Origin of the sequence: Terribacillus sp. FSL K6-0262, from assembly GCF_037977385.1 — a bacterium.
In the GTDB taxonomy this organism is placed as follows: domain Bacteria; phylum Bacillota; class Bacilli; order Bacillales; family Amphibacillaceae; genus Terribacillus.
Genome location: NZ_CP150277.1, coordinates 1,185,959 through 1,211,753 on the forward strand (window position 1 = coordinate 1,185,959; position 25,795 = coordinate 1,211,753).

Annotated in this window: 29 protein-coding genes, 1 pseudogene and 1 riboswitch; of the genes and pseudogenes, 11 read left to right on the top strand and 19 right to left on the bottom strand. The window is 46.5% G+C overall.

The window, feature by feature from the left end; all coding sequences use genetic code 11:
* Window positions 1-43: 43 nt before the first annotated feature.
* Window positions 44-1,360, bottom strand: a complete 1,317-nt coding sequence (locus MHI54_RS06100) for a HAMP domain-containing sensor histidine kinase (RefSeq protein ID WP_095216937.1) — start codon at window positions 1,358-1,360, stop codon at window positions 44-46.
* The gene (locus MHI54_RS06105) at window positions 1,357-2,049 is read right to left on the bottom strand and encodes a response regulator transcription factor (RefSeq protein WP_095216938.1); all 693 of its coding nucleotides are present in this window, start codon (window positions 2,047-2,049) and stop codon (window positions 1,357-1,359) included. The genes MHI54_RS06100 and MHI54_RS06105 overlap by 4 nt, the downstream gene beginning before the upstream one ends.
* 179 nt (window positions 2,050-2,228) lie before the next feature.
* On the opposite strand from MHI54_RS06105, the gene MHI54_RS06110 reads away from it, so the two are divergent.
* From MHI54_RS06110 to MHI54_RS06120, 3 genes are all read left to right on the top strand, one after another.
* Window positions 2,229-3,617 carry a trypsin-like peptidase domain-containing protein gene (locus MHI54_RS06110; RefSeq protein WP_233135140.1) on the top strand — a complete coding sequence of 463 codons (1,389 nt, stop codon included), beginning with the start codon at window positions 2,229-2,231 and terminating at the stop codon, window positions 3,615-3,617.
* 179 nt (window positions 3,618-3,796) lie between these two features.
* Entirely contained in the window at window positions 3,797-4,237 is a 441-nt protein-coding gene (locus MHI54_RS06115) for an NUDIX domain-containing protein (protein WP_158221577.1), read from the top strand.
* Window positions 4,238-4,300: 63 nt separating this feature from the next.
* Complete coding sequence (locus MHI54_RS06120; protein ID WP_095216940.1) at window positions 4,301-5,851, top strand: glycosyltransferase; 1,551 nt, start codon at window positions 4,301-4,303, stop codon at window positions 5,849-5,851.
* On the opposite strand, the gene MHI54_RS06125 is transcribed toward MHI54_RS06120, so the two are convergent.
* Both MHI54_RS06125 and MHI54_RS06130 read right to left on the bottom strand, forming a co-directional pair.
* The gene (locus MHI54_RS06125; protein ID WP_095216941.1) at window positions 5,817-6,485 is read right to left on the bottom strand and encodes a class I SAM-dependent methyltransferase; all 669 of its coding nucleotides are present in this window, start codon (window positions 6,483-6,485) and stop codon (window positions 5,817-5,819) included. The genes MHI54_RS06120 and MHI54_RS06125 overlap by 35 nt on opposite strands.
* Before the next feature lie 114 nt (window positions 6,486-6,599).
* The gene (locus MHI54_RS06130; protein WP_095216942.1) at window positions 6,600-7,313 is read right to left on the bottom strand and encodes a TraR/DksA C4-type zinc finger protein; all 714 of its coding nucleotides are present in this window, start codon (window positions 7,311-7,313) and stop codon (window positions 6,600-6,602) included.
* A gap of 106 nt (window positions 7,314-7,419) precedes the next feature.
* Here MHI54_RS06130 and MHI54_RS06135 point away from each other — a divergent pair, with 106 nt between their 5' ends.
* A complete protein-coding gene (locus tag MHI54_RS06135; RefSeq protein ID WP_158221578.1) occupies window positions 7,420-8,085 on the top strand; it encodes a Type 1 glutamine amidotransferase-like domain-containing protein in 666 nt (221 codons plus the stop codon).
* 19 nt (window positions 8,086-8,104) lie between these two features.
* Here the strand turns inward: MHI54_RS06135 and MHI54_RS06140 are convergent, their stop codons facing one another.
* Window positions 8,105-10,321: a ribonucleoside-diphosphate reductase subunit alpha gene (locus MHI54_RS06140; RefSeq protein ID WP_095216944.1), complete on the bottom strand. Its 2,217-nt coding sequence runs from the start codon at window positions 10,319-10,321 to the stop codon at window positions 8,105-8,107.
* 485 nt (window positions 10,322-10,806) lie between these two features.
* On the opposite strand from MHI54_RS06140, the gene MHI54_RS06145 reads away from it, so the two are divergent.
* Window positions 10,807-11,685 (top strand): NAD(P)-dependent oxidoreductase, encoded by an 879-nt coding sequence (locus MHI54_RS06145; protein ID WP_095216945.1) that lies wholly within the window; start codon window positions 10,807-10,809, stop codon window positions 11,683-11,685.
* A gap of 26 nt (window positions 11,686-11,711) precedes the next feature.
* Here MHI54_RS06145 and MHI54_RS06150 read toward each other — a convergent pair whose 3' ends face one another.
* From MHI54_RS06150 to MHI54_RS06165, 4 genes are all read right to left on the bottom strand, one after another.
* A complete protein-coding gene (locus MHI54_RS06150) occupies window positions 11,712-12,614 on the bottom strand; it encodes an AEC family transporter (protein WP_095216946.1) in 903 nt (300 codons plus the stop codon).
* 23 nt (window positions 12,615-12,637) lie between these two features.
* The gene (locus tag MHI54_RS06155; protein ID WP_095216947.1) at window positions 12,638-13,213 is read right to left on the bottom strand and encodes a xanthine phosphoribosyltransferase; all 576 of its coding nucleotides are present in this window, start codon (window positions 13,211-13,213) and stop codon (window positions 12,638-12,640) included.
* Window positions 13,214-13,519 carry a hypothetical protein gene (locus MHI54_RS06160; RefSeq protein ID WP_095216948.1) on the bottom strand — a complete coding sequence of 102 codons (306 nt, stop codon included), beginning with the start codon at window positions 13,517-13,519 and terminating at the stop codon, window positions 13,214-13,216.
* Between the two features lie 79 nt (window positions 13,520-13,598).
* Window positions 13,599-13,796 carry a cold shock domain-containing protein gene (locus MHI54_RS06165; RefSeq protein WP_077305238.1) on the bottom strand — a complete coding sequence of 66 codons (198 nt, stop codon included), beginning with the start codon at window positions 13,794-13,796 and terminating at the stop codon, window positions 13,599-13,601.
* A gap of 449 nt (window positions 13,797-14,245) precedes the next feature.
* Between MHI54_RS06165 and corA the strand changes: the two genes are divergently transcribed.
* Entirely contained in the window at window positions 14,246-15,214 is a 969-nt protein-coding gene (corA, locus tag MHI54_RS06170) for a magnesium/cobalt transporter CorA (protein WP_095216949.1), read from the top strand.
* Window positions 15,215-15,327: 113 nt separating this feature from the next.
* The gene (locus tag MHI54_RS06175; RefSeq protein WP_095216950.1) at window positions 15,328-16,287 is read left to right on the top strand and encodes a rhodanese-related sulfurtransferase; all 960 of its coding nucleotides are present in this window, start codon (window positions 15,328-15,330) and stop codon (window positions 16,285-16,287) included.
* Between the two features lie 103 nt (window positions 16,288-16,390).
* On the opposite strand, the gene MHI54_RS06180 is transcribed toward MHI54_RS06175, so the two are convergent.
* On the bottom strand, window positions 16,391-16,771 hold the full coding sequence (locus MHI54_RS06180) for a VOC family protein (protein ID WP_340082639.1): 381 nt from the start codon (window positions 16,769-16,771) through the stop codon (window positions 16,391-16,393).
* Window positions 16,772-16,875: 104 nt separating this feature from the next.
* On the opposite strand from MHI54_RS06180, the gene MHI54_RS06185 reads away from it, so the two are divergent.
* Window positions 16,876-17,370, top strand: a complete 495-nt coding sequence (locus MHI54_RS06185) for a glutathione peroxidase (protein ID WP_340082642.1) — start codon at window positions 16,876-16,878, stop codon at window positions 17,368-17,370.
* Between the two features lie 57 nt (window positions 17,371-17,427).
* Here the strand turns inward: MHI54_RS06185 and MHI54_RS06190 are convergent, their stop codons facing one another.
* A complete protein-coding gene (locus tag MHI54_RS06190; RefSeq protein WP_095217053.1) occupies window positions 17,428-17,631 on the bottom strand; it encodes a hypothetical protein in 204 nt (67 codons plus the stop codon).
* A 170-nt stretch (window positions 17,632-17,801) separates the two neighbouring features.
* Between MHI54_RS06190 and MHI54_RS06195 the strand changes: the two genes are divergently transcribed.
* Window positions 17,802-18,572, top strand: a complete 771-nt coding sequence (locus MHI54_RS06195; RefSeq protein WP_340082644.1) for an SDR family oxidoreductase — start codon at window positions 17,802-17,804, stop codon at window positions 18,570-18,572.
* A 24-nt stretch (window positions 18,573-18,596) separates the two neighbouring features.
* On the opposite strand, the gene MHI54_RS06200 is transcribed toward MHI54_RS06195, so the two are convergent.
* The 7 genes and pseudogenes from MHI54_RS06200 to ribE (MHI54_RS06230) all read right to left on the bottom strand — a co-directional run bounded on the left by MHI54_RS06200 (window position 18,597) and on the right by ribE (MHI54_RS06230) (window position 22,697).
* Window positions 18,597-19,223 (bottom strand): hypothetical protein, encoded by a 627-nt coding sequence (locus MHI54_RS06200; protein WP_095217051.1) that lies wholly within the window; start codon window positions 19,221-19,223, stop codon window positions 18,597-18,599.
* Window positions 19,220-19,669 carry a permease prefix domain 1-containing protein gene (locus MHI54_RS06205; RefSeq protein WP_095217050.1) on the bottom strand — a complete coding sequence of 150 codons (450 nt, stop codon included), beginning with the start codon at window positions 19,667-19,669 and terminating at the stop codon, window positions 19,220-19,222. Before MHI54_RS06205 ends, MHI54_RS06200 begins: the two co-directional genes overlap by 4 nt.
* On the bottom strand, window positions 19,669-19,992 hold the full coding sequence (locus MHI54_RS06210) for a PadR family transcriptional regulator (protein WP_255374718.1): 324 nt from the start codon (window positions 19,990-19,992) through the stop codon (window positions 19,669-19,671). Before MHI54_RS06210 ends, MHI54_RS06205 begins: the two co-directional genes overlap by 1 nt.
* 133 nt (window positions 19,993-20,125) lie before the next feature.
* Entirely contained in the window at window positions 20,126-20,650 is a 525-nt protein-coding gene (locus MHI54_RS06215; protein ID WP_095217048.1) for a DNA topology modulation protein FlaR, read from the bottom strand.
* A 225-nt stretch (window positions 20,651-20,875) separates the two neighbouring features.
* Complete coding sequence (gene ribE / locus MHI54_RS06220; protein WP_095217047.1) at window positions 20,876-21,340, bottom strand: 6,7-dimethyl-8-ribityllumazine synthase; 465 nt, start codon at window positions 21,338-21,340, stop codon at window positions 20,876-20,878.
* Between the two features lie 95 nt (window positions 21,341-21,435).
* A pseudogene (ribB, locus tag MHI54_RS06225) lies at window positions 21,436-22,038 on the bottom strand (3,4-dihydroxy-2-butanone-4-phosphate synthase); the annotation flags it as partial.
* Window positions 22,039-22,049: 11 nt separating this feature from the next.
* Window positions 22,050-22,697 carry a riboflavin synthase gene (gene ribE, locus MHI54_RS06230; RefSeq protein WP_340082645.1) on the bottom strand — a complete coding sequence of 216 codons (648 nt, stop codon included), beginning with the start codon at window positions 22,695-22,697 and terminating at the stop codon, window positions 22,050-22,052.
* A gap of 315 nt (window positions 22,698-23,012) precedes the next feature.
* A riboswitch (FMN riboswitch) is annotated at window positions 23,013-23,153 on the bottom strand.
* Window positions 23,154-23,308: 155 nt separating this feature from the next.
* Between ribE (MHI54_RS06230) and MHI54_RS06235 the strand changes: the two genes are divergently transcribed.
* Both MHI54_RS06235 and MHI54_RS06240 read left to right on the top strand, forming a co-directional pair.
* Window positions 23,309-23,929: a winged helix-turn-helix domain-containing protein gene (locus MHI54_RS06235; protein WP_340082646.1), complete on the top strand. Its 621-nt coding sequence runs from the start codon at window positions 23,309-23,311 to the stop codon at window positions 23,927-23,929.
* Between the two features lie 2 nt (window positions 23,930-23,931).
* Window positions 23,932-25,200, top strand: coding sequence for an MFS transporter (locus tag MHI54_RS06240; protein WP_340082647.1), 1,269 nt, complete (start codon window positions 23,932-23,934; stop codon window positions 25,198-25,200).
* Here the strand turns inward: MHI54_RS06240 and MHI54_RS06245 are convergent, their stop codons facing one another.
* Entirely contained in the window at window positions 25,201-25,773 is a 573-nt protein-coding gene (locus MHI54_RS06245; protein WP_095217042.1) for a VanZ family protein, read from the bottom strand.
* Window positions 25,774-25,795: the final 22 nt, after the last annotated feature.

Genomic DNA, 25,795 nt, shown 5'->3' on the forward strand with positions numbered 1-25,795 from the left:
CCACAGTTCATAACCGGTACAATAGGATAGGTAAACATTAACATTATAATATTATCGTAAAGCTTGCGCCGCCCAGATCGGATTTCCCTGCACGGATGATACCGTTATGCCGTTCCACGATCGCACGCGAGATCGCCAGGCCGAGTCCGGTTTCTCCGCCTTCACCTTTGACGAAGCGCTGGAACATATTCGGCAGCAGGTCATCGTCGATACCCGGACCATCATCATTGATTTTGATCTCAACTTGCTTGAAGCTGCTTGGCTGCACCGAGATATGCACCCTGCTATGGGCATGCCGGATTGCATTGGACGTTATATTCATCATTGCCCGAAGCAGTTTCTCTTTATCCCCATTAATCACGATTGCAGCAGGTTTATTGTAGGTAAGCTGGATATCCTTGTCGCTTGCAAGAGGCAAGGCACGATCGATCGTCAAATCGACTAGCTCTTTGATCTCCATTTTCTCTTCTTTGTAAATACCTTCTTCACTGTCGAGCTTGGCCAGCAGGATCATTTCGTTGATAAGCTGCTTCAAACGCTTGATCTCGGATACAACGACTTCGAGTCCGTGTTCTTGATCCTTGCCTGTGAAGACACCATCTTTGATTCCCTCCGCGTATCCTTGGATCGTCATGAGCGGTGTTTTCAATTCATGGCTGGCGTTTTGGAAGAATTGCCGCTGGGATGTGATATAGCGGTTCAATTCCTTGGCCATCTCGATTGCACTTTGTTCCACTTCTTTGATTTCACCGCTGGCTTTCACGGATTTTATATTATCGAATTCACGCCGTTCGATTTTCTTCAGCTGATATTTTAATTCCGTGAGCGGCTTGACCAGACGCTGTGTCAGATAAGTGCTGATTAAGATGGCTATCATGACACCGATCAGGAACACAAGGAATATACGCTGAAAGAAGCTTTCCTGCACCTCTTCCAATTCACGAATCGGGCGGAGGATGACCATATTTTGATTCTCGCTGGTTCTGATCGATTTAACCACATAGCTATTGCGGTTCTCCTGCCAGATTGTATTCTTATTGGTCGGGGCGGTATCATATTTGGCTGCAAATCGTTCTGCGTCGATCCGAACAAGGTTGGTATAGGTCACCTGCTCTGTTTCTTCATCATAAATGAACATTTTGAGATCCAAATTATTGAGCATGGAATCAAGCGTAGCAGCAGGAATGGTATCTACACCGCTAATCGCTGTAATTAAAATTTGGCCGCTTTCCTCGAGCTGTCTCGTCTCATTTGTAACAAGCAGTCCCCGGATTTGCGAATACAGGGTAATAGCTGTGAATCCCATCACAATAATCAGCAAAGTTGTAAATGCAATATTAAGCTGGGTCTTCAGTCTCATGCTTCGTTCATCCTGAACCGATACCCGAAGCCCCAGACTGTTTCAATCGGGATACCGTCCATCTTCTTGCGCAATCGCTTCACTAAATCATCCACTGCACGATCACTGCCAAAATAGTCTTCCCCCCATACTTGTGTCAGCAATTCATCACGCGAAAAAGCCCGGTTCGGATTCTGGACCAGTATCACAAGCATTTCGAATTCCTTCGCTGTCACTTCCACTTCTGCTTCATGCCAGTAGACACGGCGTTCTCCTAATTGAAGCTGCAAGTCACCTGCCTGCAAATCCATTTGTTTGACTTGCTGTGCCCCTTGATTCGTTTGCGGGTTCCATCTCTTGAACAACCGTTTCACACGCGCGACCAATTCCCTGGGGCTGAAGGGCTTGGTCAAATAATCATCCCCTCCAAGCTCCAAACCGAGGATTCGGTCGATCTCTTCGTCCTTTGCTGAGATGATGATGATCGGCACTTCGCTTGTCTGACGGATTTTATTGCAAAGCGCGTATCCATCCATACCTGGCAGCATGATATCCATGATCCACATATCCGGTATTTCTTGATCGGCAATTTCAAGTGCCAGCTCTGCTGTTTCGGCTACACTGATCCGATAGCCTTCCTTTTTCAAATAGGCTTCTACTATATTCCGTATATTTTGATCGTCTTCGACAACGATTATATGATGCGTCATTTTGTCGTACCCCTTTCCTCTCTACGGTTATTTTCCCACAAAATCACAAAAAGAAAAGACTTTCCTGTCAATTGCCCATTCCACATATTTTACATAATTGCTCCAAAAAGATGCCAAAACCAGACAGTAGAATGTGTAGTATAGAACGACGCATATACAACACGAAAGAGGTGTCTTACATGAATAGAGAAAATGACAATCAATACAATGAGCATCCAGAAGGATGGCAGCACGATACAAACGAACAAGAGCCGGCTTATATGGACGATCAGCATAAGGATGCTGAGTCGATAGAGGAAACACCACCTAAATACAGACAAGCAATTCAAGTGGAAGAACCGATCAAAGAGCAGCAGCCGCCAAAGCAAAAAGGAAAAGTATGGACGGGCTTCGTCAGCGGTATCGCAGGCGGTATCTTGGTACTTGCTATTGTGGCCATCCTTGTTTTCACAAATGTGATTTCCTTTGGTTCCAATACAGCCAGCCCATCGACGATGGGTACAAATAATACATCCACGACGGAATCAAGCAACAAGACATTGGCAACTCAGACAAGTACCCAAAACCTGACCAGTGCCATCCAGGATGCCTCGGCAGCAGTAGTGGGAGTCGAGAATCTGCAGCAAACGGATTTGTTCTCTGAATCAGAGGAAGCCGGTTCCGGTTCCGGTGTCATTTATAAGAAAGAGAATGGCAAGGCATACATCGTGACGAACAATCACGTTGTCGACGGAGCGACCAGCCTGGAAGTCACGCTAGCCAATGGCGAAAAAGCAAAAGCGACATTGCTTGGAACAGACCAGATAAGCGACCTGGCTGTACTTGAGATCGACGGAGCCAACGTAGATACAGTAGCTACATTCGGTACTTCAGATGACCTTACAGTCGGACAGCAAGCCATTGCCATCGGTAATCCATTGGGAGCTGAATTCGCAGGTTCCGTGACACAAGGTATCATCAGCGGATTGGATCGTTCCGTAGCAGTCGATTCAAATAACGATGGTACAGAGGATTGGGTAACGGAGGTTTTACAGACAGATGCAGCGATCAACCCTGGTAACAGCGGCGGTGCACTCATCAATGCAAACGGGGAAGTCATCGGTATCAACTCCATGAAGATTGCGCAGGAAGAGGTTGAAGGAATCGGTTTTGCCATCCCGATCGATGCTGCCAAACCAATCATCAACCAACTGGAGAAATCCGGTAAAGTGGAACGCCCATATGTCGGCATTGGTGCAGTCAGCCTCGATCAAGTGCCGCAAGTAAATGCACAGCAAACCTTGAACCTGCCGGAAGGTGTGACACAGGGTGTCGTACTTGCCCAAGTGGTAGAGAACTCACCGGCAGCTGATGCAGGCTTGCAGCAATACGATGTCATTACGAAAATCGATGATCAGGATATCACCAGCATGGTTGATTTGCGCTCTTATCTTTATTCCGATAAGAAAATCGGTGATAAGGTAACCGTCACGTATTACCGTGATGGTAAGAAAGAAACAACAAAACTGACATTAGCCAAGGATCAAACGGCACAGTCGGAACAATCCACACAACAACAACAACAATAAGCTCTGCTTATTGATCAGATAGATGCAGGCCGCACCCTTAACGAAACCAAACATGATATCCCCAAATGTCATTTTAGCGGCCGAACATGCTCTCGCCCGAGCTTTCCAAAAAAGCGATCACCGAATCATTTTCAGGTGATCGCTTTTTTATTTATAATCCTATAAGGAGGTGGAATGATTTGGTTGAAAAAGTTTTGGCTTATATCATCCGAAACCATAAAGATATCCAGCAACTGCTTGTGCACACGCATCGGGATATACCAGAAGCAGGAAGACAAATTCCCGGCGGTACAGTCGATCCTGGCGAGGATTTACTGGATGCCTTGCATCGAGAGATTTTCGAAGAATCCGGATTGCAGGATCTTCCTGCGGCCGAAATGCTGGGCAGTGCACCATTTCGCCATCCGCACAAGCAAGAACTCCAGCTTCGCCATTTCTTCGTGATTCCTACAAAAAAGCCCCTTCCCGACACATGGGAACATCAGGTTTTTGGCAATGGCGCCGACAACGGAATGATTTTCCGATATAGGTGGATGGACCTCCAAGCCATTCCGCCGCTCGCAGCTTCACAAGATCAATTCCTGCATCAGTTAAGAAAAAAGACATTTAAAATCGACTGAACAGGCACATGACATGCTCCGGGAAAATACACTATAAACAGATTACATAAAGGAGCATGGTTCATGTATAACATATTGATCGGTACAACCGTCAAACAAGATCCCGCCATATTAACTGCCTACTTAGATTCCCTCAAAAATCTGCAATCAAAGGACATATCCATTTCCTATTGTTTCATCGATGATAATGACGAGCCCGAATCCAGTTCTTTACTTCATGATTTTGCCGCAAAAAATGGCGCTGTCATCCTGCCATCCGAAACAGCCGATACATACCATAAGGATGAGCATACACATTACTGGACGGAAGCCCTGATTTGGAAAGTGGCTGCACTGAAGAATAAGCTCATTTCCTATGCGATCGAGCAGAAAATGGATTATATCTTTTTCGTCGATTCCGATATCGTTCTGCACCCAGCCACCTTGAAGCAATTACTGGCAAATCGGAAAGATATCATCTCCTGTATTTTTTGGACAGAGTGGCAGCCTGGCACGCAAGCATTGCCGCAAGTATGGCTGAAGGATGAATATGATCAATTCCTGAAGCACCGGGGAGAATCATTATCCGAGGAAGAACGGATGGGCCGGCATCAAAAATTCCTTGAACAGATGCAGCAGCCTGGACTATACGAAGTCGGCGGCCTCGGTGCTTGTACATTGATCAGCAGGGAAGCATTGGAAAAAGGTGTTCACTTCGGGGAAATCCCGAACCTCTCCTTTTGGGGGGAAGATCGCCACTTCTGCATCCGTGCTGCCGCACTCGGCATCCCCTTGTATGTGGATACACATTACCCAGCGTTCCATCTTTACCGAAAAGCCGATCTAGCGAAGCTCCCCGCCTTCCGATGGGAGAATGAATGGCCCGGTTATAATGTTCGGGTCGCGAAAACCAGCGGTAATACACTCACTTTATCCATGATCGTCAAAAATGAAGCCGATCGATTTTTGGAACATTCCCTGCGTTCTTCCCTGCCAGCGGTGGATCAAGCTGTCATCATCGATGATCATAGCTCAGATGATACGAAGACCATTTGCCGCAAGCTTTGCGAGGAATACGATGTCCCGCTGAAATTGATTGAAAATCCTGCATCCACATTCAGCAATGAAGTGAAGCTTCGGAAACAGCAGTGGCAGGAAACCATTGCTGTCAAACCTGATTGGATTCTTAATCTCGATGCTGATGAAGTACTGGATGACACCTTTCTTACGGAAAAAGACCAGCTGCTGAACCAAGCTGGCCTCGACCTTTATTCCTTCCGTCTATATGATTTCTGGGATGAAGAACACTATCGGGAAGATCAGTATTGGCAGGCCCATTTGTTCTATCGCCCCTTCCTGCTGCGCCATCAGCCGGCATTTCCTTACAAGTGGCTGGACACCCCGCTGCATTGCGGGCGCTTCCCGGAGAATATCTTTCAGCTGCCCAACAGTCTCAGCACCGTACGCATCAAGCATTTTGGCTGGGCCAGAACGGAAGATCGTATACGGAAATACGAGCGTTACCGCAAGCAGGATCCCCAAGCTCTCTACGGTCAGAAAGAGCAATATGAAAGTATCCTTGATCCCCATCCAAACCTGATCAAGTGGACGGAGGTTTCTTCTTCCGAAAAATAGCCCGGTAGCAATACAGCCGTCCCCATTGGTCATCGAACAATGCACCTGCAGGCATTTCCGAATGGACCGGACCGGCATATTCAAATCCAGCAAGTTCAGCCAATGTTTCGAGGATGCCAATATCGACGGTTGGATAATCGAATGTCAAAATAACATGCCCCTCCGGCTTCAGCGTGCGGCTGAATTGCTCCCAAGCGCGCTTTTGCACACTTACGTCCAGATGCTCCATTACCGAGATACAAAAAATCTTATCGAAAAAAGCATCTTCATACGGCAAGGATGTCAAATCTGCCTGGGTGCGATGAATTGCCCGAAGCAGTCCTTCTGGCAGGCGAGCAGCTTCCTCAGGACCGAAATCATTGATCACATCATTCAGGATCGCTTGATCATCTGTTATCCTGCCATCTATATCACATGCATAGACTGTTTTAGCTGAGGCCGCTAAATGAAACTTGAATGGATGACTGATTCCGGAAGCAGCATCCAATACGATATCATCTGCTTCCACAAAAGAAGCTGCCCATTCATATTCATAGCTGCGGCTCCACCAAGCATCCGGTAATTTCAGCACGAAATCACGTGCCGCTTGATCATCATGCTTGAAAAATCTTGAAGTCCATGCCTCTGTCAACATGCTTCAACCCCTTTTTTAAAATACGTGACGTGTAGTACAACGTATTCCGCGGGATGGGCATGTATGCTTTCTTTCTCCTTACTTAACGGAACCGGGTATCTCAGCCCGGCTTATTCATTCATCATAGAGAATCGATTTGACATCGGCATCCTCGAGATAATCCTCATACTTTTCATGGTCTTCATTCACACCATCATAATGTCCGTCCATATCTGCCAAGAGAAAATTCTCGATATCCTGTGCTCCTCCTGTCTCTTCATCTGAGTTCACTGCCATATAATCATAATCCTTTTCTGCATTCACAAAATCGGAGGGTGTCTCCGACGAGCCGTACGCTTGCAGATCCTGCAAGGTATCCTCTCCGTCATAAAAGGTGTGCTCTGTATCTTCCTCATCATCTTTCCCTTCAAGGTCCTCGAGCCGAGGATGAATGACAGCTTCCTCTGCCGGTCTGTCATGCAGCGTCATTCGCTGCGGTTTATATTCCGCAAGCGTTTCTGCCGTCGGCATCGCCAGCAGCCGTTCTTCCGGGATTGGCTTTCCTGAAATCTTACAGATACCATAGGTTCCATCTTCTATTCGGCCGAGTGCGGCTTTGATATCCTGCAGCTCTTGCTCCAAATGATCATTCAAGGCGATATCCTTCTCCCGCTCGTATAATTCCGTTGCTGTATCACCGGGATGGTTATCATAGTTGCTTAACTCACCCATGGCATCCTTCGTATAGGACATCTCGGTGCCAAAATGGTCCTTCAGCGCCTGCTTCAATTCCTGCATACGATTTTCCAGCATTTCCTTACAGGCATTCAATGTTTGTTGTCTGACCATGCACTTTCCTCCTGTTCATTTCCTGCTGCCACTTAGTATGCGACAGAAAACCCATCTCTATTAAGACAGCACTTATTGTATAATCAGGAAAATGGAGGCGAAGCCTATGCAAACCCGAAAATTGTATCTGCTCGGAGGAAACACATCCCAGGAAGAAGCCAATGTACACTTTGCCCAAGCAGCAGGCGGTCCAAAAGCGTATATTGCCCTATTGATCGTCTATCGGGAAGGCTGGGAAGCTTTCCTGCCGCGTTATACAATCCACTGGACCGCCCAAGGCGTCCGAGAGGATAATATTGCCGTTATCGTACCCGATGAGACGGGGTATTTAGATACCGAAAAGGCAGCGAATATAATAAAAAATGCCACCGGTGTCTTCATAGGAGGCGGACATTCCGAAACATACTATTCCCGCTATACGAAGCAGCCCTTCAAGCAGCTGCTGACAGAAAAATATCATGCCGGCATACCGCTGGCAGGGAATAGCGCGGGAGCCTTGATCATGCCTGAAACTGTTTTACTCTCCCCGCATGATACAGACCATCAGCAAGCTTGGAGCGGACCTGGTCTTGGTCTCCTTCAAAACCAGCTGATCAGTGTCCACTTCTCCCAATGGCAGGATGAGCCGAACCTCCTTGCCGGTCTGAATCAGCATAATATCCCCCTCGGATATGGCATAGATGAGGACGCCTGTTTATATCTTGAGAACGAGCTGCCTGCAGCAGTCTTCGGGAACGAACAAGTGAAATGCATAGAAAAAGGGACCCTGTGAATAGGGTCCCTTTTTTCTATTAGTTGGATGTAGAACGCAAATAGTAAGATGTCTTGATTCCGGAGTCCCAAACAGCCATATGCAAATCAAGCAAATCTTTTGCTTTGATGGAGTTCGGTACATACATATTGAAAGAAATTGCCTGGTCGATATGCTTTTGGCGCGCTGCGTTCTGCTTCACGCTCCATTGCTGATCGATTTCATAAGCGGATTTATAGAAACGGTCCGTATCCTCATTCAAATCAGGTGCAGTGACAGGGATTTTATAATCCTTCTTCTCTTCGGAATAGAACTTGCTGAAAATCGGATCTGTAGTCGCAGTGCTTCCAGCAATCAGTGCAGTGGAAGAGTTCGGCGCCACTGCCATTAAATAAGCATTGCGCATGCCGTTTTCCTTCACTTGCTCCTTCAGGCCTTTCCAGTCAAGCTCGGAATCACCAGTGGTATAGCCTTTGTTGTCGAAGTAGCTGCCGTCTGCCCATTCAGAACCTTCGAAAATAGGATATGCACCTTTTTCTTTCGCGATTTCCATACTGGATTTGATAGTCAGGTAAGCGATTTTCTCGTAAAGCTCATCTGCATATGCAACAGCCTCATCACTTTCCCAATCGATCTGTTTCAAAGCAAGCAAATGATGCCAGCCGAATGTTCCGAGTCCGATGGCACGATATTTCTGATTCGTGAGCTGCGCTTGCAGGACAGGGATCGTATTCAAATCGATGACGTTATCCAGCATGCGGACTTGAATCGGAATCAAACGCTCCAACACGTCCTCTGTAACTGCTTTTGCCAAAGAGATGGAAGATAGGTTGCATACGACGAAATCCCCCGGCTCTTTCGTGATGATGATCTTGCCGTCCTTTGTTGTCTGTTCCGTCATGAGCGTCGGGCTCTGGTTCTGCATGATTTCCGTGCATAGGTTGCTGGAATAAATCATGCCTGCATGCTTGTTGGCATTTTGACGGTTGACTTCATCACGATAGAACATGAATGGACCACCTGTTTCCAGCTGGCTGCGCAGGATGCGCTTCATCACATTGATTGCCGGTACCTCTTCTTTATGCAAGTCCGGATTCTCCACACACGCCCAGTACTTCTCACGGAAAGATCCTTCGCCTCTTGTTTCATCATAGAAATCTTCCAAGGAGAAGCCCATCACGCGGCGGACTTCATGCGGGTCGAACAGATACCAATTACCCCGTGCTTGCACTTGTTCCATGAAGATATCAGGCAGGCAGACACCTGTGAATAAATCGTGTGTACGCTGACGTTCATCACCATTATTCAGTTTCGCATCAAGGAATGGGAAGATATCCTTATGCCAAATATCAAGATACGTGGCAATAGCACCTTTGCGCTGACCAAGCTGATCGACGCTGACCGCCGTATTGTTCAGCTGTTTCATCCACGGAAGCACACCAGAAGAAGCACCTTCAAAGCCTTTGATGGCACTGCCCCGGCTGCGGATCTTACCTAGATAGACCCCGATACCGCCGCCGTTCTTGGATAAGTTGGCAATATCTGTGTTGCTGTCGAAGATACCCTGCAGACTGTCATCGACTGTATCGATGAAGCAGCTGGAAAGCTGACCGTAGCTCTTGCCTGAATTGGACAGAGTTGGCGTGGCAACCGTCATATAAAGGTTGCTCAATGCCCAGTAAGCTTCTGCAACAAGCTCTTTCCGGGATTCCTCAGGCTCCTTGCTCATGATGGTCATGGCGATGATCATGAATCTTTCCTGCGGCAGCTCGTATGTACCGCCTTTGTGATCAGTCGCCAAATAACGATCTGCAAGTGTACGCAAGCCGATATAGGTGAACAAACCATCTTTTTTATGATCGATCAAGCTGTTGTAGTAGTTGATTTCCTCTTCACTGTATGTGTCGAGAAGGAATTTGTTGTAGATACCGATTTCAGTCAATTGCTGAATCAAGCTGTAGAAGGATCCATACTTATCTTCGAAATTATATCCTCTGTTTTGTGACGCTTGGAAATAAAGCTGTTCCAGGTATAGGCTGGCTGCGATATATGTCCATTGCGGCTCTTCTTCATCCAGCTGTGCCAAGCCTTCCAAGATCAGCTGGTTCAACCATTCCTTTTCCGATGACCACGCCTTTTGTTCCATCAGGCGCTCGCCATATTGCACCAAATGCTTGGCATCAGCCGGCGCAAAGCGTGATTCGAGCACGGATGCCACATGCTCTTTCCAATTGACTGTCTGTGTCGTATCTAACATGTTGAAACTTCCTCCTCCAAAAAATACAGGTGTAATAGTAAGTACTTCTTTTTCCCCTAAACGCACAAAGTGAGCAACTACCAGGAAGCTGTCTCTTCTGCCCGCCCTACTAGATACAGTAGTAGCATAGATCAGAATCGACAAATAAAAAGTGTCACAGAACACTGTCTATCAGGCTGATGAAGCGATTTCCCCATCCACCTGTCGATACCCGGCTTGCTCGCCTTCGAAACTATATATAGTAGTAATTCATGTCTGAACTAACAAGATGTTGTATAAATGACTTTACCATACATCCCTCACTCTTTCAATCGCTACTTTCTGCCGCAGTCATATTTCACAATCTATCTTAGAATAAAAACTGCCATCTTTCGAGGTTTTTCGCTGTCGAAAAATTGTTTGTGATTTTCACCCAAAATATCTCCATCACTCGACATTCCAGCTGCTAAGCGGTACGATGAAAACAGAATCGAAGGAGGGATAATATGGGGACAATCAAAAAGGTCGGATTCATCGGTACAGGCGTCATGGGGAAAAGCATGAGCCGCAATTTGATGCAGGCTGGTTTTGAGCTGGCAGTCTACACAAGGACGAAGGCAAAAGCAGAAGAATTGATCGATGCAGGAGCCGTTTGGCACGATACACCTGCAAGTCTAGCTGCAAGTGTGGATGCCATCATCACAATGGTCGGCTATCCCAGTGATGTGCAGGAAGTTTACTTTGGCGAAAACGGGATTCTCCAGCACGCCAAGCCCGGTACATACGTGATCGATATGACGACTTCCAAACCGGCCCTTGCGGAGGAAATTCATGCTGCAGCAAAAGATAAAGGGCTCTTTGCTTTGGATGCTCCCGTTTCAGGCGGAGATGTCGGCGCCAAAAACGGGAAACTCGCCATCATGGTCGGCGGCGACGAAGATGCATTCCAAGCCGCACTGCCGCTTTTCGAAGCAATGGGGGAAAATATCATCCTCCAAGGTCCCGCCGGCTCCGGACAGCATACGAAGCTGATCAACCAGGTGACGATCGCTAGCAATATGGTCGGTGTTTGTGAAGCTATTGCCTATGCAGAATACGCTGGCATGGATCCATCAAAGGTGCTTCAATCGATTACGACGGGCGCTGCCGGCAGTTTCAGCCTGAGCAATCTTGCTCCCCGGATGATCAGGGGGGATTATGATCCAGGCTTCTATGTAAAGCACTTTATCAAGGACATGAAGCTTGCCTTGGAAGCCGCCCGGGAAATGGGCTTGATGACCCCAGGATTGGAATTGAGCCTTTCCTTGTATGAACGCCTGGCAGCAAACGGCGACGAAGACCTCGGCACACAAGCTTTGATCAAGCTATTCACGAAGAAAGCATAAGCAAAGAGGCCAGGAAACTGGCCTCTTTATACAAGTATATACAGCAAAAGCGGCAAGGTGATGAGACTGAGAAGTGTGCTGATCATGGTCGCACTTGATACATAAGCAGGCTTGGCACCGAATTCAAGCGCATAAAGCGTCGTATTTGCAGCAGTTGGCATTGCGGCTACCAAAATCATGATCTGTTTCACCATGTCATCCACAGGGAGGAATAAGGTGAAAAGATAAGCAATCGCAGGAGAGATGAGCAGTTTCAGCACGAGCGCATAAGTAAGGCGCTCATATTCAAAGGATTTCAATGAAATATTGGCCAGCTGCATACCAAGCACGATCATGACGGTAGGGATTGCTGCATCAGCTACGAGATGGATGGCTTCGGTGACCGGTCCGCTGAGCGGTATGGATGAGACTTGAAACAAAATACCGAGCAGAGCCCCATAAATGATCGGTATTTTCAAGACGGACAAGAGGGTGCCGCGGAGCGATAATACGGCGCCGCCTCCCTTGGCAGCAACGAATACGCCGATTGTAACCATGACGAGCTGCTGCAATACAAGCAGGATGACCGCATAATCAAAGCCCGCCGCCCCGAAAACGAACAGCACGAGCGGTGTTCCGTAATTTCCATTGTTCATGAAAGAAGCCCCAAGCATAAGGCTGTATGTATCCTGTCGATCGTATCCACGCAGCAAACTGATGATATAACAAATCAATAAAAGCGCAAGACAGATCCCGACTACGAAAATGGCAAGGTAGATATAATCCACACTCATGCGATTCTCATAAAAAGTTTGAAAAGCCAATACCGGCGACAGCAGATAAACCGACATCTTCGAAATGCTTCTGATGTCGAATTTCAACAGTTTTTGTCCAATGAAACCAAGAAGGAAAATGCCGAAAATCGGCAAAAGTGTCAATATGTAAGCCAAAGACTATCATCCTATCACATTATTTATGATTTCAGAAACTCTATCTTCCCTTCTCCGATCCGAGCAATCCGGGCAAGGGACACGACATCGATTCCCAACTCCTCCAAACGCTTCCGTCCATTCTGGAAGCTTTTCTCGATTACGATCCCGATACCTGCTACTTCAGCACCAGCTTGTTCTAAAATACTGATCAATCCAGCTGCAGCTTCCCCATTCGCAAGAAAATCATCGATGATGAGCACATGATCCTCTGATGATAATCTATCTTTTGAAATCGTCACATCCGAGTAGACTTGCTTCGTGAACGAATAGACGGATTCACAGTACACATCACCCTTCATCGTCAGCGATTTCTGCTTTTTCGCATAAACAACCGGGACGTTGAAGGCCAAACCAGTCATCAGCGCCGGTGCAATACCGCCTGATTCGATTGTTACAATCTTTGTCACTGGTTTGTGCCTGAAATTCCGCTGGAACTCCTTCCCTATTTCATAAAGGAGGGACGTATCCATTTCATGATTCAAAAAGCTATCCACTTTAACGATTGTGTCCCCAATGATGGTGCCTCTTTCCAGAATTGCTTTTTCGAGCAGTTCCATCTATCGTTTCCCCTTCCTTTCTTCTGCAGCCGAAGCGACAACGAAAGCCAAATCATCATTACCGAAAAATTGCAGCACTTCCACAACCATATCATCCGAAATATCGGATGCCTCCTCCTTGGGCAGAACTTCATCCAAAGCCTCCAGCAATGCTTCATTTTTCCCTTGATCCGGATAGGCTTGTCCGTACAAGGAAACAGCATCCAAACCTTGATTCGCGCACCACTGGGTAAATATCCGTATCATCATCCGCTCATCTTCCTGGTACTTTTCGATGATCTTTTTGGACAGCTCCTCTTGGCTCATCAGCAGTCACACCTCCTGAAAATGATAAAAGACGCATCCTGGAAAAATCCAGAATGCGCCTCTGTCGTCGTATGATATATTACAGACGAGTTACGTTAGCAGCTTGTGGGCCGCGGTTGCCTTCAACGATTTCGAATTCAACTTCTTGACCTTCGTCAAGAGTTTTGAAGCCGTCAGCTTGGATAGCAGAGAAGTGTACGAATACGTCGTCACCGTCTTCTCTTTCGATGAAACCAAAACCTTTGTCTGCGTTAAACCATTTTACTTTTCCAGTCATTTAAATGACCTCCTTACAATAGAAGTACAAAAGTACAGGTATTGAATCGTTATACCTTTACACCACTTATTGTGAAAGAGATCGTAAAGATTATTCAACCGTTTCCTTTTGCTCTTTAAGAGTACCCTTTTTTCAATAAGAATGCAAGTCAATTCTAACTTTTTCTCCAAATTAAATTCAGAATGAGACCTACGCCCTATAAAAACGCTTACATCATTGGCTTTGTAAGCGGAATCCGCTTTCATAAAGACGTAATTAGACCTGTGACCATTGGCATTTATTACAAGTTATTTTTCGGAAAACATGTGATTTCCCTTCCATTTTCTCCATCGGTTTTCTTTTCCATACCCGATTTCTAGAAGGAATATTCCAGTTGACAGTCCTTACCCCTTTTTTTATAGTGACTATAGCTTTTGTGAAAGAATAAACGTAATGAAAGGGGTGGCAGCATGATTAAGACGTATCTTTATGATCATAAAACAGACTCGATGCATACGAATATTTCATTGCAGGACAGCAATAGGCATTTGGAGGATCCCGATAATCTGCTATGGATTGATGCCTATGATGTGAAATCCCATGAATTGCATGAGCTGGCGGGGATATTCGATTTCCACCCGCTGGCAATCGAGGACTGCCTGCATGACAGCCCGCGCGCAAAGGTTGATGATTATGATGCATACAAATTTTTCGTCTTCCATGCCCTGCGTTACAACGAGGAAAGTGACAACGAAATCACGACGCTTGAGCTGAATGTCTTTTTAGGACCCAATTATGTCGTTACCATCCACAAGCATAAGCTGCGCTGGCTCGGCCAGATGGATGCCATCTGCTCCCGCTCCTCCCGCTTCATGAATCAAGGGGCCGACTTCCTGCTATATGCACTCGCGGATGGCATCACGGATGAATACTTCCCTGTCCTGGATCGGATCGGCATCCGGATCGAAGAGCTTGAAGATGAGATGTACAGTGAAGGAGTCAAAGAGGTAACCGAAGAGTTCCTTGCCTTGAAACGGACGATCATTCTGATCAGGCGGGTGATTCTCCCGCAGCGGCGTATTTTCCTGAATGTGAACGGCAAATGGAAATTCGATATCCAGGAAGAGAATGTGCCCTTCTATACGGACTTGATCGATCACCTGGAACGTATCGTCGACTCCACCGAGACTTTCCGTGATTTGGTGAATAGTGCATTGGATACGTATTATTCCATCATCAGCGCCAAGTCGACGGAAAAACTGAACTTCCTGACGATCATTTCCACCGTCATGCTACCGCTCACATTCGTGACCGGATTTTTCGGGATGAATCTCCCTATACCATTCCAAGACAGCCCTTGGACAACAGCAGGGGTCACCGTCCTTCTTGTACTGATCACTTTTGGCATGTGGTATTATTTCAAAAACAAATTGTTTTAATTTCCATTTGTACTGGAATTCCATACGTGTTAAAATATTTGATTGCAAGAGTATGAATAACGACATCCCCTAAATTTGTATCTTGCAAATATAAATGACAGGTGGAAAAAAAGATGAGCGACTATCGAGTATTATTGTATTACAACTATGTAGATATTGAAGATCCGGAAGCTTTCGCTAAAGAACATTTGGAGAAATGCAAGGAGCTCGGACTGAAAGGCCGTATCCTTGTTGCCAAAGAAGGTATCAATGGCACTTGCTCCGGCACAGTCGAACAGACACAGGCTTATATGGACATGATGCATGCGAAACCAGGTTTTGAAGATATGATCTTTAAAATCGATGAGGCAGATGGACATGCTTTCAAGAAAATGCATGTACGCCACCGCCCTGAATTGGTGACGCTGCGTCTTGAAGATGATATAGACCCTCGCGAGGTCACAGGTGAATACCTGTCTCCGAAGGAATTTTATGAAGCGATGCAGGACGAGAACACCGTTGTCCTTGATGCCCGTAATGATTATGAATACGATCTTGGCCACTTCCGCGGCGCGATCCGTCCTGACATCGAGACATTCCGCGACCTGCCGAACTGGGTCCGCGAAAACAAAGACAAATTGGAAGGCAAACGCGTATTGACATATTGCACAGGCGGTATCCGCTGCGAGAAATTCTCCGGCTGGCTCGTACGCGAGGGCTTTGAGGATGTTGCCCAACTGCATGGCGGTATTGCCACTTACGGAAAAGATCCCGAAGTACAAGGTAAACTCTGGGACGGCAGAATGTATGTATTCGATTCCCGCATTTCCGTACCGGTCAACCAAACAGAGCATGTTGTCGTAGGTAAGGATTACTTCGACGGCAAACCTTGTGAACGTTATGTGAATTGTGCAGATCCTTCCTGCAACCGCCAGTTCCTTTGCTCGGAAGAAAACGAGCATAAGTATCTTCGCGGCTGCTCCGACAGCTGCCGCCGTTCCCCGCGTAACATGTACGTGGCAGAACACGGCTTGACTCCGGAAGAAGTGGAAGAACGCCTTGCAAAACTTGAGGACGAAAAAGTAGCAAACTGATGGATAAGGATGTAAAGCCAGCACAGGCTTTACATCCTTTTTCATTGTTGTGGAAGTCAGCTGAAAACAAACATTCGCTTTATTAGGAAAAAGCCGCACAGCATCAACTGTGCGGCTTTTTCCATTCCAGGAATTCGAGGCGGTTGCCAAAGGGATCGTCCACATAGATTCGATCTGCACCGGGCAAATCCTCATCATCGATAAAGTCCACGCTATGGTCACTCAAGTGACGCCGTAGCGATGCGAGTCCTTCGACCTCAAAAGCCGGATGGGCTTTTCGTGCAGGGGAAAAAGGTTCTTCCACACCCATGTGAACAGCAATTGCGTTGCAGCTGAACCAAACACCGCCTCTTGCCTGCAATGTGGCAGGCTTTTCAATTTCCTCAAAATCAAGGACATCCACAAAGAACTGCCTTGCTTGGTCTTCACTGCCGCGAGGACAGGCAAGCTGCACATGATCCAGCTGTTTCAGGAAAAATTCCATTGGATAACCCCCTTTTCCTATATTCTACCATTGAAAATTTGGATTGTTATCGCTTATTTACGGTTTATGCTACATTGGAGATGCAAGCAGAGGAGGAAGCCGATATGACAGTATACGATTATTCAGCAGTTACCTTAGAGGGAAAACAAGTCAGTCTCAGCGATTATGCAGGCAAGGTGCTCGTCATTGTGAATACAGCAAGTAAATGCGGTTTTGCACCCCAATTGGAACAGCTTCAGGAGTTATATAAAGATTATCAAGAAAAGGGCCTGGTCATCCTCGGCTTTCCGAGTAATCAATTCATGAATCAGGAACCCGGCAGCAGTGAAGAAATCGCAGCTGTTTGCCAGCGCAATTACGGCGTCAGCTTCCCGATGTTTGAAAAAGTGAAGGTGAACGGCCCTGAGGCCCACCCGCTTTATAAGCACCTGACCAGTCAGGCAGGCGGACTATTTTCCAAAAGCATCAAATGGAATTTCACAAAGTTCCTCGTCGATGCGGAAGGAAATGTCGTCGAGCGCTTTGCTCCCAAGACCAGTCCGATGGATATGAAACCAGTCATCGAGAAACTGCTCGACCAAGCACAAATGAGCAGATGACATACCTGCTCATGTTTAGGTTATGAACAAAAACCCTGCATCCGCCTGATGCAGGGTTCATTGTTCCGGATCCGAGTCGGAGGACTGCTTTGTCCGCCGCTTATGCCGATCATCTTGGAGATCCCTCTCCACTTCATCCACAGGTATATCATCCATCATCATATCCTGTTCATTCTCGAGTTGCTTTTCCCGATTCTCACTTTCTGCTTTGGAAAATCCATGCTTATCCTTGTCGCCTTTGGCGCCATTTTTTTGTACCATCTCTTCCCTCCTCCTTCCTTTGTAAGCCCTTTCCCCTTCTTCCATTGAGAAAAACATTCCTGCGGCTTTGTAACCGGCCCCTGCAAAGGGTATACTAGGAGTAGATAGCGTTTCTTCCGCCCGGCAATAGGGTACATGCTTATAAAGATTGTCAAATGAGGTGAAGCACAATGAAACCAACTGCGCTAATTACAGGAGCTTCCAGCGGAATCGGCTACCATATAGCCAAATGGTTCGCCAAATCGGGCTATGACCTTATCATCGTAGCGCGTTCCAAGGACAAACTCCTATCGCTGCAAACAGAATTGCAAGATTCGAATGTGACTGTCATTCCTCATGATTTGTCCGTACCTAACAGCGCATATGAATTATATGAGAAAATACGTGATGAAGGAAAAACCGTCGAGGTGCTTGTGAACAATGCCGGCTTCGGGCTTAGCGGTAAATTTGAGGATACGAGCTTTGAGACACAGCAAAAACTGCTGCATCTGAACATGGTTTCATTGGCAAACCTGACTCGTCTGTTCATCGATGATATCATTCATTCCCCGTATCGGAACGTACCGAATGGGATTTTGAATATCTCAAGCATGGCGGCCTTCCTGCCTGGCCCGTATATGGCAGCATATCACGCATCCAAAGCATTCGTTCAGCGCTATTCAGAAGCACTTGCCGAGGAATTAGCCGAAGACGGCGTGACCGTGACGGCACTTTGCCCTGGTCCCACACAGACGGAATTCTTCAAACGTGCCGGGAATGACACAATCATGTCTTCGTTCCGCGATGCACCAGAAGATGTGGCGCGTCAAGGTTTCCTAGGATTCATAAAAGGAAAAAGGGTCGTATTCCCATCTGCGAACATCCATGCAGCCGTCCTGCTCATGAAGCTCCTGCCGAGCAGTCTGCTTAGTAAAATTGCCAAGAATATGTATACAAGCTAAAAGACACTCCAAGAGGGTGTCTTTTTATCTGCTTAGATGGCGGCGATGGCTGTAGAAATAAGCAGACAGTGGCCACCAGGCTGCAGCAAAAATCGGATAGATCGCCCAAATCACCGATGGCGAATAAGCAATGTTCACAAACAGGAAAAACACGCTAAGTGCTCCAAACCCTAATACGGAAAAAAATAAACTGGAACTGCGATGACCTATGATCGACAATGGCCACCAGCTCATCGCAAAAATCACAAAACCATACCAAGGATTATCATGACCGAAATATGAATGCAGACCGTAATAATAGATGCAGACTGCCAGGCTGATGATCAGCGCCGGGCCCAGATTCGCTAAATGTTTCCGAAACATGATTGCGACCGGCCATAAGACCAAGCCGCCGATAGTGTACAAATACCATGGAATCGATGGGGAATCCACGAGATTCTCCCTTACGATCACCGCACCGATTATGATCGCCGACAGCCATGTCACCAATGCCAATTGTTTTGGCAGCAGAAGCTGTAAAGCAGCGATGACAGCGGCTCCCAAACTATACGTATACCAAATCTCCTGGGGTGTAGTCACCAAATTGATGTAAACAGAAAATGCTCCCAAGCTGATCAACATAAACGCAACCAGCACTCTCCATGGATTCATCGCTGCATCACCTTTCTTTTTCTAGCTTTCAGCCAAACGAATGCCATACTCACCGGCCACCAAAGAATGGCAAATGTCGGATAAACGAACCAGATTTCATTCGGTGTATAGTACATATTTATAAAGATGAGCAAAGCAATGATCAGCGCACTGCCACAGATGGAAAACCCTAGATTCAATGTACTCATATCTTCTTTTTGCTTCCTATTCTTCGTTGCTGCATCCTTCGGTTTATGCTGGAGAAGGAATTCCTTTTTCACTTCCGATAAATTACCGAAATCGACGATTGCCTTATTGACTGCATCCTCTTCCGTTTTTCCTTCGAGCATGAAATCAGCCGCTTTCTCTTCCAGCGAATCCTTTATTTCTTCCTTTAACGTCACTACCTGTTCGGTCTCTGGCAGATCGGAAAACTGTTCCTCTACATACGTACTGATCTTTTGCATCAAACACCCTCCATGAATATATCGATTAATTGTTTCGCTTCTTTCCATTCTTTTGCCGCTTCATGCAAATACGCCTTCCCAAGTGTCGTGATCGTATAATACTTACGCTTGCCTCCATGTGATTTTTCCCCTTGGTAGGACTCTATCAGTTCACGGCGCTCCAGCCGCTGGAAAACAGCATAAAGCGTCGCTTCCTTGATCTGGAATGCATCGTGCGTCCAAGCTGCTATGTCTTTCGAAATCTGATAGCCATATTTATCCCCGTCCATCAGCAGACGAAGGATGATGGAATCCAGATGCCCTCGAATCGTATCACTCCGAATTTGGTATCCCTTCCTTCCAAATTACTCTGTCTGATAAAGTAATCATAATCGAAATTACTCTGCGTGTCAAAGTAATATTTGCATCTTTTTTCCAAAAACAAAAGCAGACTATTCAGCCTGCTTCAAAATGACTCTAATCACAACGCAAATATTCGATTACATCTGCTTTATTTTCAGCGACAATCACTTTATGTCCATCATTAACAAATCTGTCCAAGATGCAAGGCTTGGCCGTACGTTCAAAATAACGATTCCATTTGAACATATTCAGGAAGATACGCAAAGTTGGTTTATAATTGGCTGATTCCAAACCTGCTTTCTGGCGCAGATAACGCTTGATGATCCGCAGCTGCCTCACCTTATATCCCGGCTCCAGCAGGATGATTACATCCGCATGATGCAGGCTGTCCTCCACCCAATCATCTGTATGCACTCCTTCGATGATCCACGCAGCCGCTCTGGTGATCTCTTTCAGGATCTCCCGCTTTTCAGTGTCGGCACGGCGTCTGTCGCCCTCTGCATTGCGCTCCCAAACAACATTATCCAGCTCGTAGTGAGCAGCATCCAACAGGGCCGACAAATCCCTGGCAAGCGTCGTTTTGCCGCTGCCGACAGAACCGATGATATGTATTTTCTTTGCCCTATAATTCGTGTTCATGCGACGATACTCCCTTGCGTACTCTGTTCAATACTATTATCAATCAGGATGAGATGGTCCACTTCTTCCTTTTCTTCCTCCAATCCAATCCATGGATCAAATGATAATGTTGGTTTCGTTACCTCGCCCGTTAATTCATATCGTATTTATGACCACCCACTAAAATATACGATATTTTCAGAATATAAAAAAGAAGCAGGGGAAATCCCCTGCTTCTCACTTAGATTAGATCAATTTTAGCAAATTAGCCATCTCAATCGCAGAAACGGCTGCTTCAGCCCCTTTATTGCCTGCTTTCGTACCTGCTCGTTCGATAGCCTGCTCAATCGTATTCGTTGTCAGCACCCCGAAGATAATCGGGATTCCTGCCTTATCTGCAGCACTTGCGACACCTTTTGCGACTTCATTGCTGACATAATCGAAATGTGGTGTAGAACCTTTGATAACAGTCCCCAATGTGATGACAGCATCATATTTCCCACCCTGGGCAAGTTTATTGGCTGCAAGGGGGATTTCAAATGCACCCGGGACCCATGCCACATCCACATTCGCTTCATCGACACCATGACGCTTCAGGGTATCGATGGCGCCGCTTAATAATTTACTGGTGATGAACTCATTGAATCTCCCTACAACAATACCAATCTTCAAATCTGTGCCTACTACATTTCCTTCCAGTACGTTAACCATATGAATACTCCTTTGTATATGGACAATCCAGTCCCATTTTTTAGTTATCTATTTCTTAATCGATGCTGATGACTGGTTTAACTTTTTACCTTGTTTTCATGCAGCTGTCGATATGCAATCAAATCTGCAATCGTGATAATGGGCAGCTTGTGTTTTTCAGCCAGCTTTTCAAGTTCCGGCATGCGAGCCATTGTCCCATCGTCATTCATGATTTCACAAATATAACCAGCTTCAGCTGTGCCGGCCAATGCAGCCAAGTCAACAGCTGCTTCGGTATGACCAGGACGCTCCAGGACTCCGTTCGGTTTGGCAATCAGCGGAAAGATATGTCCCGGTCGCTGGAAATCAGTCGGTAAGCTGGCTGCATCAGCCAGCTTACCGATTGTATGGGCACGCTCGAATGCGCTGATACCAGTAGTGGAATCGATATGATCGATGCTGACAGTAAATGCTGTTCCATGCGGGTCCGTATTTTCACTTACCATCGGGGGCAAATCCAATCTTTCAGCAATTTCCCGGGAAATAGGTGCACATATCAGACCTTTTCCGACAGAAGCCATGAAATTTACCGTTTCAGGACTTGCAAATGCTGCCAAGGCCATTAAATCCCCTTCATTCTCCCTTTTCTCATCATCTGTGATGATGATGGCTTTACCGCTTTTCAAATGGTCGAGCGCATTGGCTATTGTCGTTTTCATTCGTTTCCCTCCTAATCCATGAATCCGTGCTGTGCCAATGTTTCTGTCGTAATGCCAGCAGGCCGGGGACTTTTTTGATATTCCATAAGCCGTTCCATGTATTTGGCCAGCTGGTCAAATTCAAGATTCACTTGACCGCCGGCTATTTTATCCCCTAAAATCGTCGCCTTCCTTGTCTCAGGAATAAGCGAAATGGTAAACAAATCATCCTTCACATCAAACACAGTCAATGACACACCATCAACGGAAATCGATCCTTTTTTCATTAAATACTGCAGACCTTCCGTGACGCCAATATCAATATAACGTGCATTCGACTCTTCCCGGATAGCTAGGATAGTGCCCGTCGTATCGACGTGACCGCTCACGAAATGGCCGCCCAGTCTGCCGCTCGGCTGAAGTGCTGGTTCCAAGTTCACTGCATCTGCACTGCGTACATTCGATAAAGAACTGTCGCGGAACGTTTCTGGCATCACATCGACCTGGAAAGCATGCGATGTAAAGCTAGTGACTGTGAGACAGACACCGTTAACCGCTATACTGTCCCCGATATGCATATCTTTGGTCAGTTTCTCGCTGGCAATGGTAAGCTGCATCGCCTTTTCCTGTTGATTGACAGCAATCACGCTGCCTACTTCCTGGATGATTCCAGTAAACACATTTCCTCCTCCTATTCTTTTCATCTTCCTCAGACTTGAAGTCATCTGACGTATTACGAATGGGAATATTACCGTCTCGGGGCAATGTGACGGTTGAGCGGGGGATGAGAGATCATCTAACAGAGCATATGCGCATCACTAAATTTTTTAGATGACGAAATAAGAGGTACAAGTTTTGTCTTGTCCCTTCACACACTATCCTTCATATAAAAAGCCCCAGAATCAAAAATTCTGGGGCTTAGGAATTCAAAAGTATAGTGAAACAAGCTATCGTCACTTGACGAAAAGCTTTTGCTGGCGTGTGGATAGCACGCCGTTTCCTCTTTCCCATCCAGACTATACTGTCGGCTTTGGAATCTCACCAAATCCACCGTTATAAAAACGGGTCACGGACTGAAGACAGCTGCGCTGCCTATCACCGCCGGTCGGGAATTACACCCTGCCCCAAGAGAAAACCTATTCGATTGCTTTTACTTTAACATATTTTTTATCTCGTTGTACAGCAGGAAAAAAGTCTGAAAATCAAGTTGGCAATATGTGGAACAATAGCTAAACAAAATCAGTAAAATAAAGTTGACCGTTCAAGATTAATTTACACAGGGGGGATTTTAATGAAACAGGCAATGGCATTGACTACCTTTGAGCAGCTGAAAGCGATCAGTGACCCGCTTCGTGCCGAAATGATCATGAAGCTGATCGAAACCTCTCATACTGGTCAGCAGCTGGCTGTCCTGTTGGAAACAAGCAGACCAAAGATCCATTATCATCTGAAAGAGTTGGAGAAAAACGGGTTGATCGAGGTGATCCGCACCGAAGAGAAGCATGGAATTATACAGAAATTCTATCGAGCCGCTGCAAGAGGCTTTTTTCCATCGGAAAATCTGCTTCCTTATGCAGAAGAACTCAGCGAATCGACGAGGCAGCTATATATACAAATGACCAATAAGACACGTTCAGCGGTTCTAGCCGCACCAGAATCCTCGTTTGCCAAAATTGCCGGCTCCACTGACCCGAAAGACTGGGACGCCATCGGCAGCATATGGGAAGTAAGTGCAACCGAAGCTGATTTCAAAGAATTCATCCAGGGCTTAGCCGGCTTGATGCAAACACTGCGTGAAAAGAGTGAAGCTGCAGAGAACGACCCGGATGGCAAGCTCTATCATTTCTCCGCCTTCGGTTTTGAAATCGATACACCATCGTTTGATCAAATTGAACTGGAAGAGGAGGACTGAGGATGTTCTCCATTTTAAAACAGCGGAATTACGGTCTGCTTTTCTCGGGGAGGATTGTCACCAATATCGGGGACAGTATTTATTTCATCGCCGCAATGTGGCTCGTTTATGACTTAAGCGGCAGCGCATTCTATTCGGGTCTTGCTGGATTCCTGACACAAATACCGAATATATTGCAGTTCCTGATCGGCCCGCTGGTCGACCGCTGGCCGATACGCCGGACGCTAGTATGGACCCAGGCACTCCAAGCCGTGCTCATCCTGCTGATTCCGCTCGCAGCTTGGCAGGGTTTTCTAACTGTTACACTGGTGCTCCTACTCATGCCTCTATTGGCTTGTATCGATGCATTCGCATATCCTACCGAAACAAAAGCATTGCCCCTTGTACTGAAAAAAGAAGAACTGCCCGCCGGCAATGCATTATTTTCCTTCGCTTATCAAGGCGTCGATTTAATTTTCCATGCCATTGCAGGGGTGCTGCTTGCCTTTTTTGGAGCAACATTATTATTCATCATCGACTCGTTCACCTTTTGCATTGCATTTCTTTTATTCAGCTTCATTAAAATTCCGCATCAAAAAGCACAGACTGCTATGTCTGGCACTGCTCGTTCAGCTATTCATTCTTACCTCACGGAATTGAAAGAGGGACTCAAGATATTATTCACGACCATTTTGGCTGCTGCACTGTTTGGGGCAGTATTATGCAACCTGGCTATTGGTGCAGCCATGGCTGTGATGCCGGCATTCGCAGACGAACGGCAAGGAGCTGCTGTATATGGTTTGTATTTGGCTTCTATGTCTTGCGGGGCCTTGATAGGAGCGCTATCAGCAGCCTCTTTCAGCAAACTTCCAATCGGCAAAGCGACAATCTTCACCATGTTCTTAGCTGCTGCAATATGGGCAGCTGCCGCCTTTGTGCCATGGACTTGGCTGAGTGTGATTCTATTCGGGCTCGCTTGGGTGCCTGTCGGCTGTATCAATGTCACATTTGCCACGATGTTACAGACGTTACTGCCTGTTTCCATGATCGGAAGAGTAACAAGTGCAAGCGCAAGCTTCAGCACGATTGCCACTCCGCTTGGATCATTGACCGGTGGATATGCGGCGACACATATTCCCGTCACTTGGGTCTTTTGCGCTGCTGGTACCGGCCTAGCCTTGCTTTCCATAACATGGCTACTGTATCCAAAATTGCGCAAGCTGGGACCGCTGGCTTCCCTTTCTCCCGAATTACTGGGATTCAAAGAACATGCCCAGCAGGAATCAAGCTGATCACTGCTTGTCCTTTTTCAATAATGGACGCAGTGCAACCCAATAGAATGCATAGCCCAGCATAGCTCCCAATACATTCAGGATGACATCATCGATATCGACAGAGCGATAATTATAACCGACAAAATAATTGAGCAGACCTTGTGTCGATTCGATTGCCGTACTGAACACCAATCCGCAGAGGACGACGACAAAGAACGATCTGATCCGGCGAATGAGCAAAGGCAGATAAAAGCCGAGCGGTACGAATAAGAGTATATTGCCTCCTAGATTTTTAAGTGCCAGCCCGTAACCGAAGCCATCGATTTGTGTGGTATGCCAGATTTGCATGATGGAAGCGAGTGGCGATGTATTCCAGCGGTAGCTTGTTTCCAGCTGCTGATTCTCTTCGATGAGGTTCTGATCCACAGGCAACGGGAAGAATGTAAGACAAATGACGGCAATCACATAAATGGCAAAGGATGCCATCAATAAATGCTGTTTCTTGGTAATACCGAACGTCTGATGAAACGGAATGATGGACAATAGATAAACAAACGCCAGGAAAATAGCCGGCGCTACGTAAGTTAACATAGTAATTACTCTCTCCTGTTTG

Excerpts from the sequence above, each read along its gene's own strand:
- MHI54_RS06100 (WP_095216937.1), bottom strand. The coding sequence starts at position 1,360 with ATGAGACTGAAGACCCAGCTTAATATTGCATTTACAACTTTGCTGATT.
- MHI54_RS06215 (WP_095217048.1), bottom strand. The coding sequence starts at position 20,650 with ATGAACACGAATTATAGGGCAAAGAAAATACATATCATCGGTTCTGTC.
- MHI54_RS06180 (WP_340082639.1), bottom strand. The coding sequence starts at position 16,771 with ATGGAATTTTTCCTGAAACAGCTGGATCATGTGCAGCTTGCCTGTCCT.
- MHI54_RS06145 (WP_095216945.1), top strand. The coding sequence starts at position 10,807 with ATGGGGACAATCAAAAAGGTCGGATTCATCGGTACAGGCGTCATGGGG.
- MHI54_RS06165 (WP_077305238.1), bottom strand. The coding sequence starts at position 13,796 with ATGACTGGAAAAGTAAAATGGTTTAACGCAGACAAAGGTTTTGGTTTC.
- MHI54_RS06240 (WP_340082647.1), top strand. The coding sequence starts at position 23,932 with ATGTTCTCCATTTTAAAACAGCGGAATTACGGTCTGCTTTTCTCGGGG.
- MHI54_RS06125 (WP_095216941.1), bottom strand. The coding sequence starts at position 6,485 with ATGTTGACAGAGGCATGGACTTCAAGATTTTTCAAGCATGATGATCAA.
- MHI54_RS06200 (WP_095217051.1), bottom strand. The coding sequence starts at position 19,223 with ATGAATCCATGGAGAGTGCTGGTTGCGTTTATGTTGATCAGCTTGGGA.
- MHI54_RS06140 (WP_095216944.1), bottom strand. The coding sequence starts at position 10,321 with ATGTTAGATACGACACAGACAGTCAATTGGAAAGAGCATGTGGCATCC.
- MHI54_RS06135 (WP_158221578.1), top strand. The coding sequence starts at position 7,420 with ATGCAAACCCGAAAATTGTATCTGCTCGGAGGAAACACATCCCAGGAA.
- ribE (WP_095217047.1), bottom strand. The coding sequence starts at position 21,340 with ATGGTTAACGTACTGGAAGGAAATGTAGTAGGCACAGATTTGAAGATT.
- MHI54_RS06105 (WP_095216938.1), bottom strand. The coding sequence starts at position 2,049 with ATGACGCATCATATAATCGTTGTCGAAGACGATCAAAATATACGGAAT.
- MHI54_RS06110 (WP_233135140.1), top strand. The coding sequence starts at position 2,229 with ATGAATAGAGAAAATGACAATCAATACAATGAGCATCCAGAAGGATGG.
- MHI54_RS06185 (WP_340082642.1), top strand. The coding sequence starts at position 16,876 with ATGACAGTATACGATTATTCAGCAGTTACCTTAGAGGGAAAACAAGTC.
- MHI54_RS06155 (WP_095216947.1), bottom strand. The coding sequence starts at position 13,213 with ATGGAACTGCTCGAAAAAGCAATTCTGGAAAGAGGCACCATCATTGGG.
- MHI54_RS06195 (WP_340082644.1), top strand. The coding sequence starts at position 17,802 with ATGAAACCAACTGCGCTAATTACAGGAGCTTCCAGCGGAATCGGCTAC.
- MHI54_RS06175 (WP_095216950.1), top strand. The coding sequence starts at position 15,328 with ATGAGCGACTATCGAGTATTATTGTATTACAACTATGTAGATATTGAA.
- MHI54_RS06245 (WP_095217042.1), bottom strand. The coding sequence starts at position 25,773 with ATGTTAACTTACGTAGCGCCGGCTATTTTCCTGGCGTTTGTTTATCTA.
- MHI54_RS06205 (WP_095217050.1), bottom strand. The coding sequence starts at position 19,669 with ATGCAAAAGATCAGTACGTATGTAGAGGAACAGTTTTCCGATCTGCCA.
- MHI54_RS06130 (WP_095216942.1), bottom strand. The coding sequence starts at position 7,313 with ATGGTCAGACAACAAACATTGAATGCCTGTAAGGAAATGCTGGAAAAT.
- MHI54_RS06235 (WP_340082646.1), top strand. The coding sequence starts at position 23,309 with ATGAAACAGGCAATGGCATTGACTACCTTTGAGCAGCTGAAAGCGATC.
- MHI54_RS06120 (WP_095216940.1), top strand. The coding sequence starts at position 4,301 with ATGTATAACATATTGATCGGTACAACCGTCAAACAAGATCCCGCCATA.
- MHI54_RS06190 (WP_095217053.1), bottom strand. The coding sequence starts at position 17,631 with ATGGTACAAAAAAATGGCGCCAAAGGCGACAAGGATAAGCATGGATTT.
- corA (WP_095216949.1), top strand. The coding sequence starts at position 14,246 with ATGATTAAGACGTATCTTTATGATCATAAAACAGACTCGATGCATACG.
- MHI54_RS06160 (WP_095216948.1), bottom strand. The coding sequence starts at position 13,519 with ATGAGCCAAGAGGAGCTGTCCAAAAAGATCATCGAAAAGTACCAGGAA.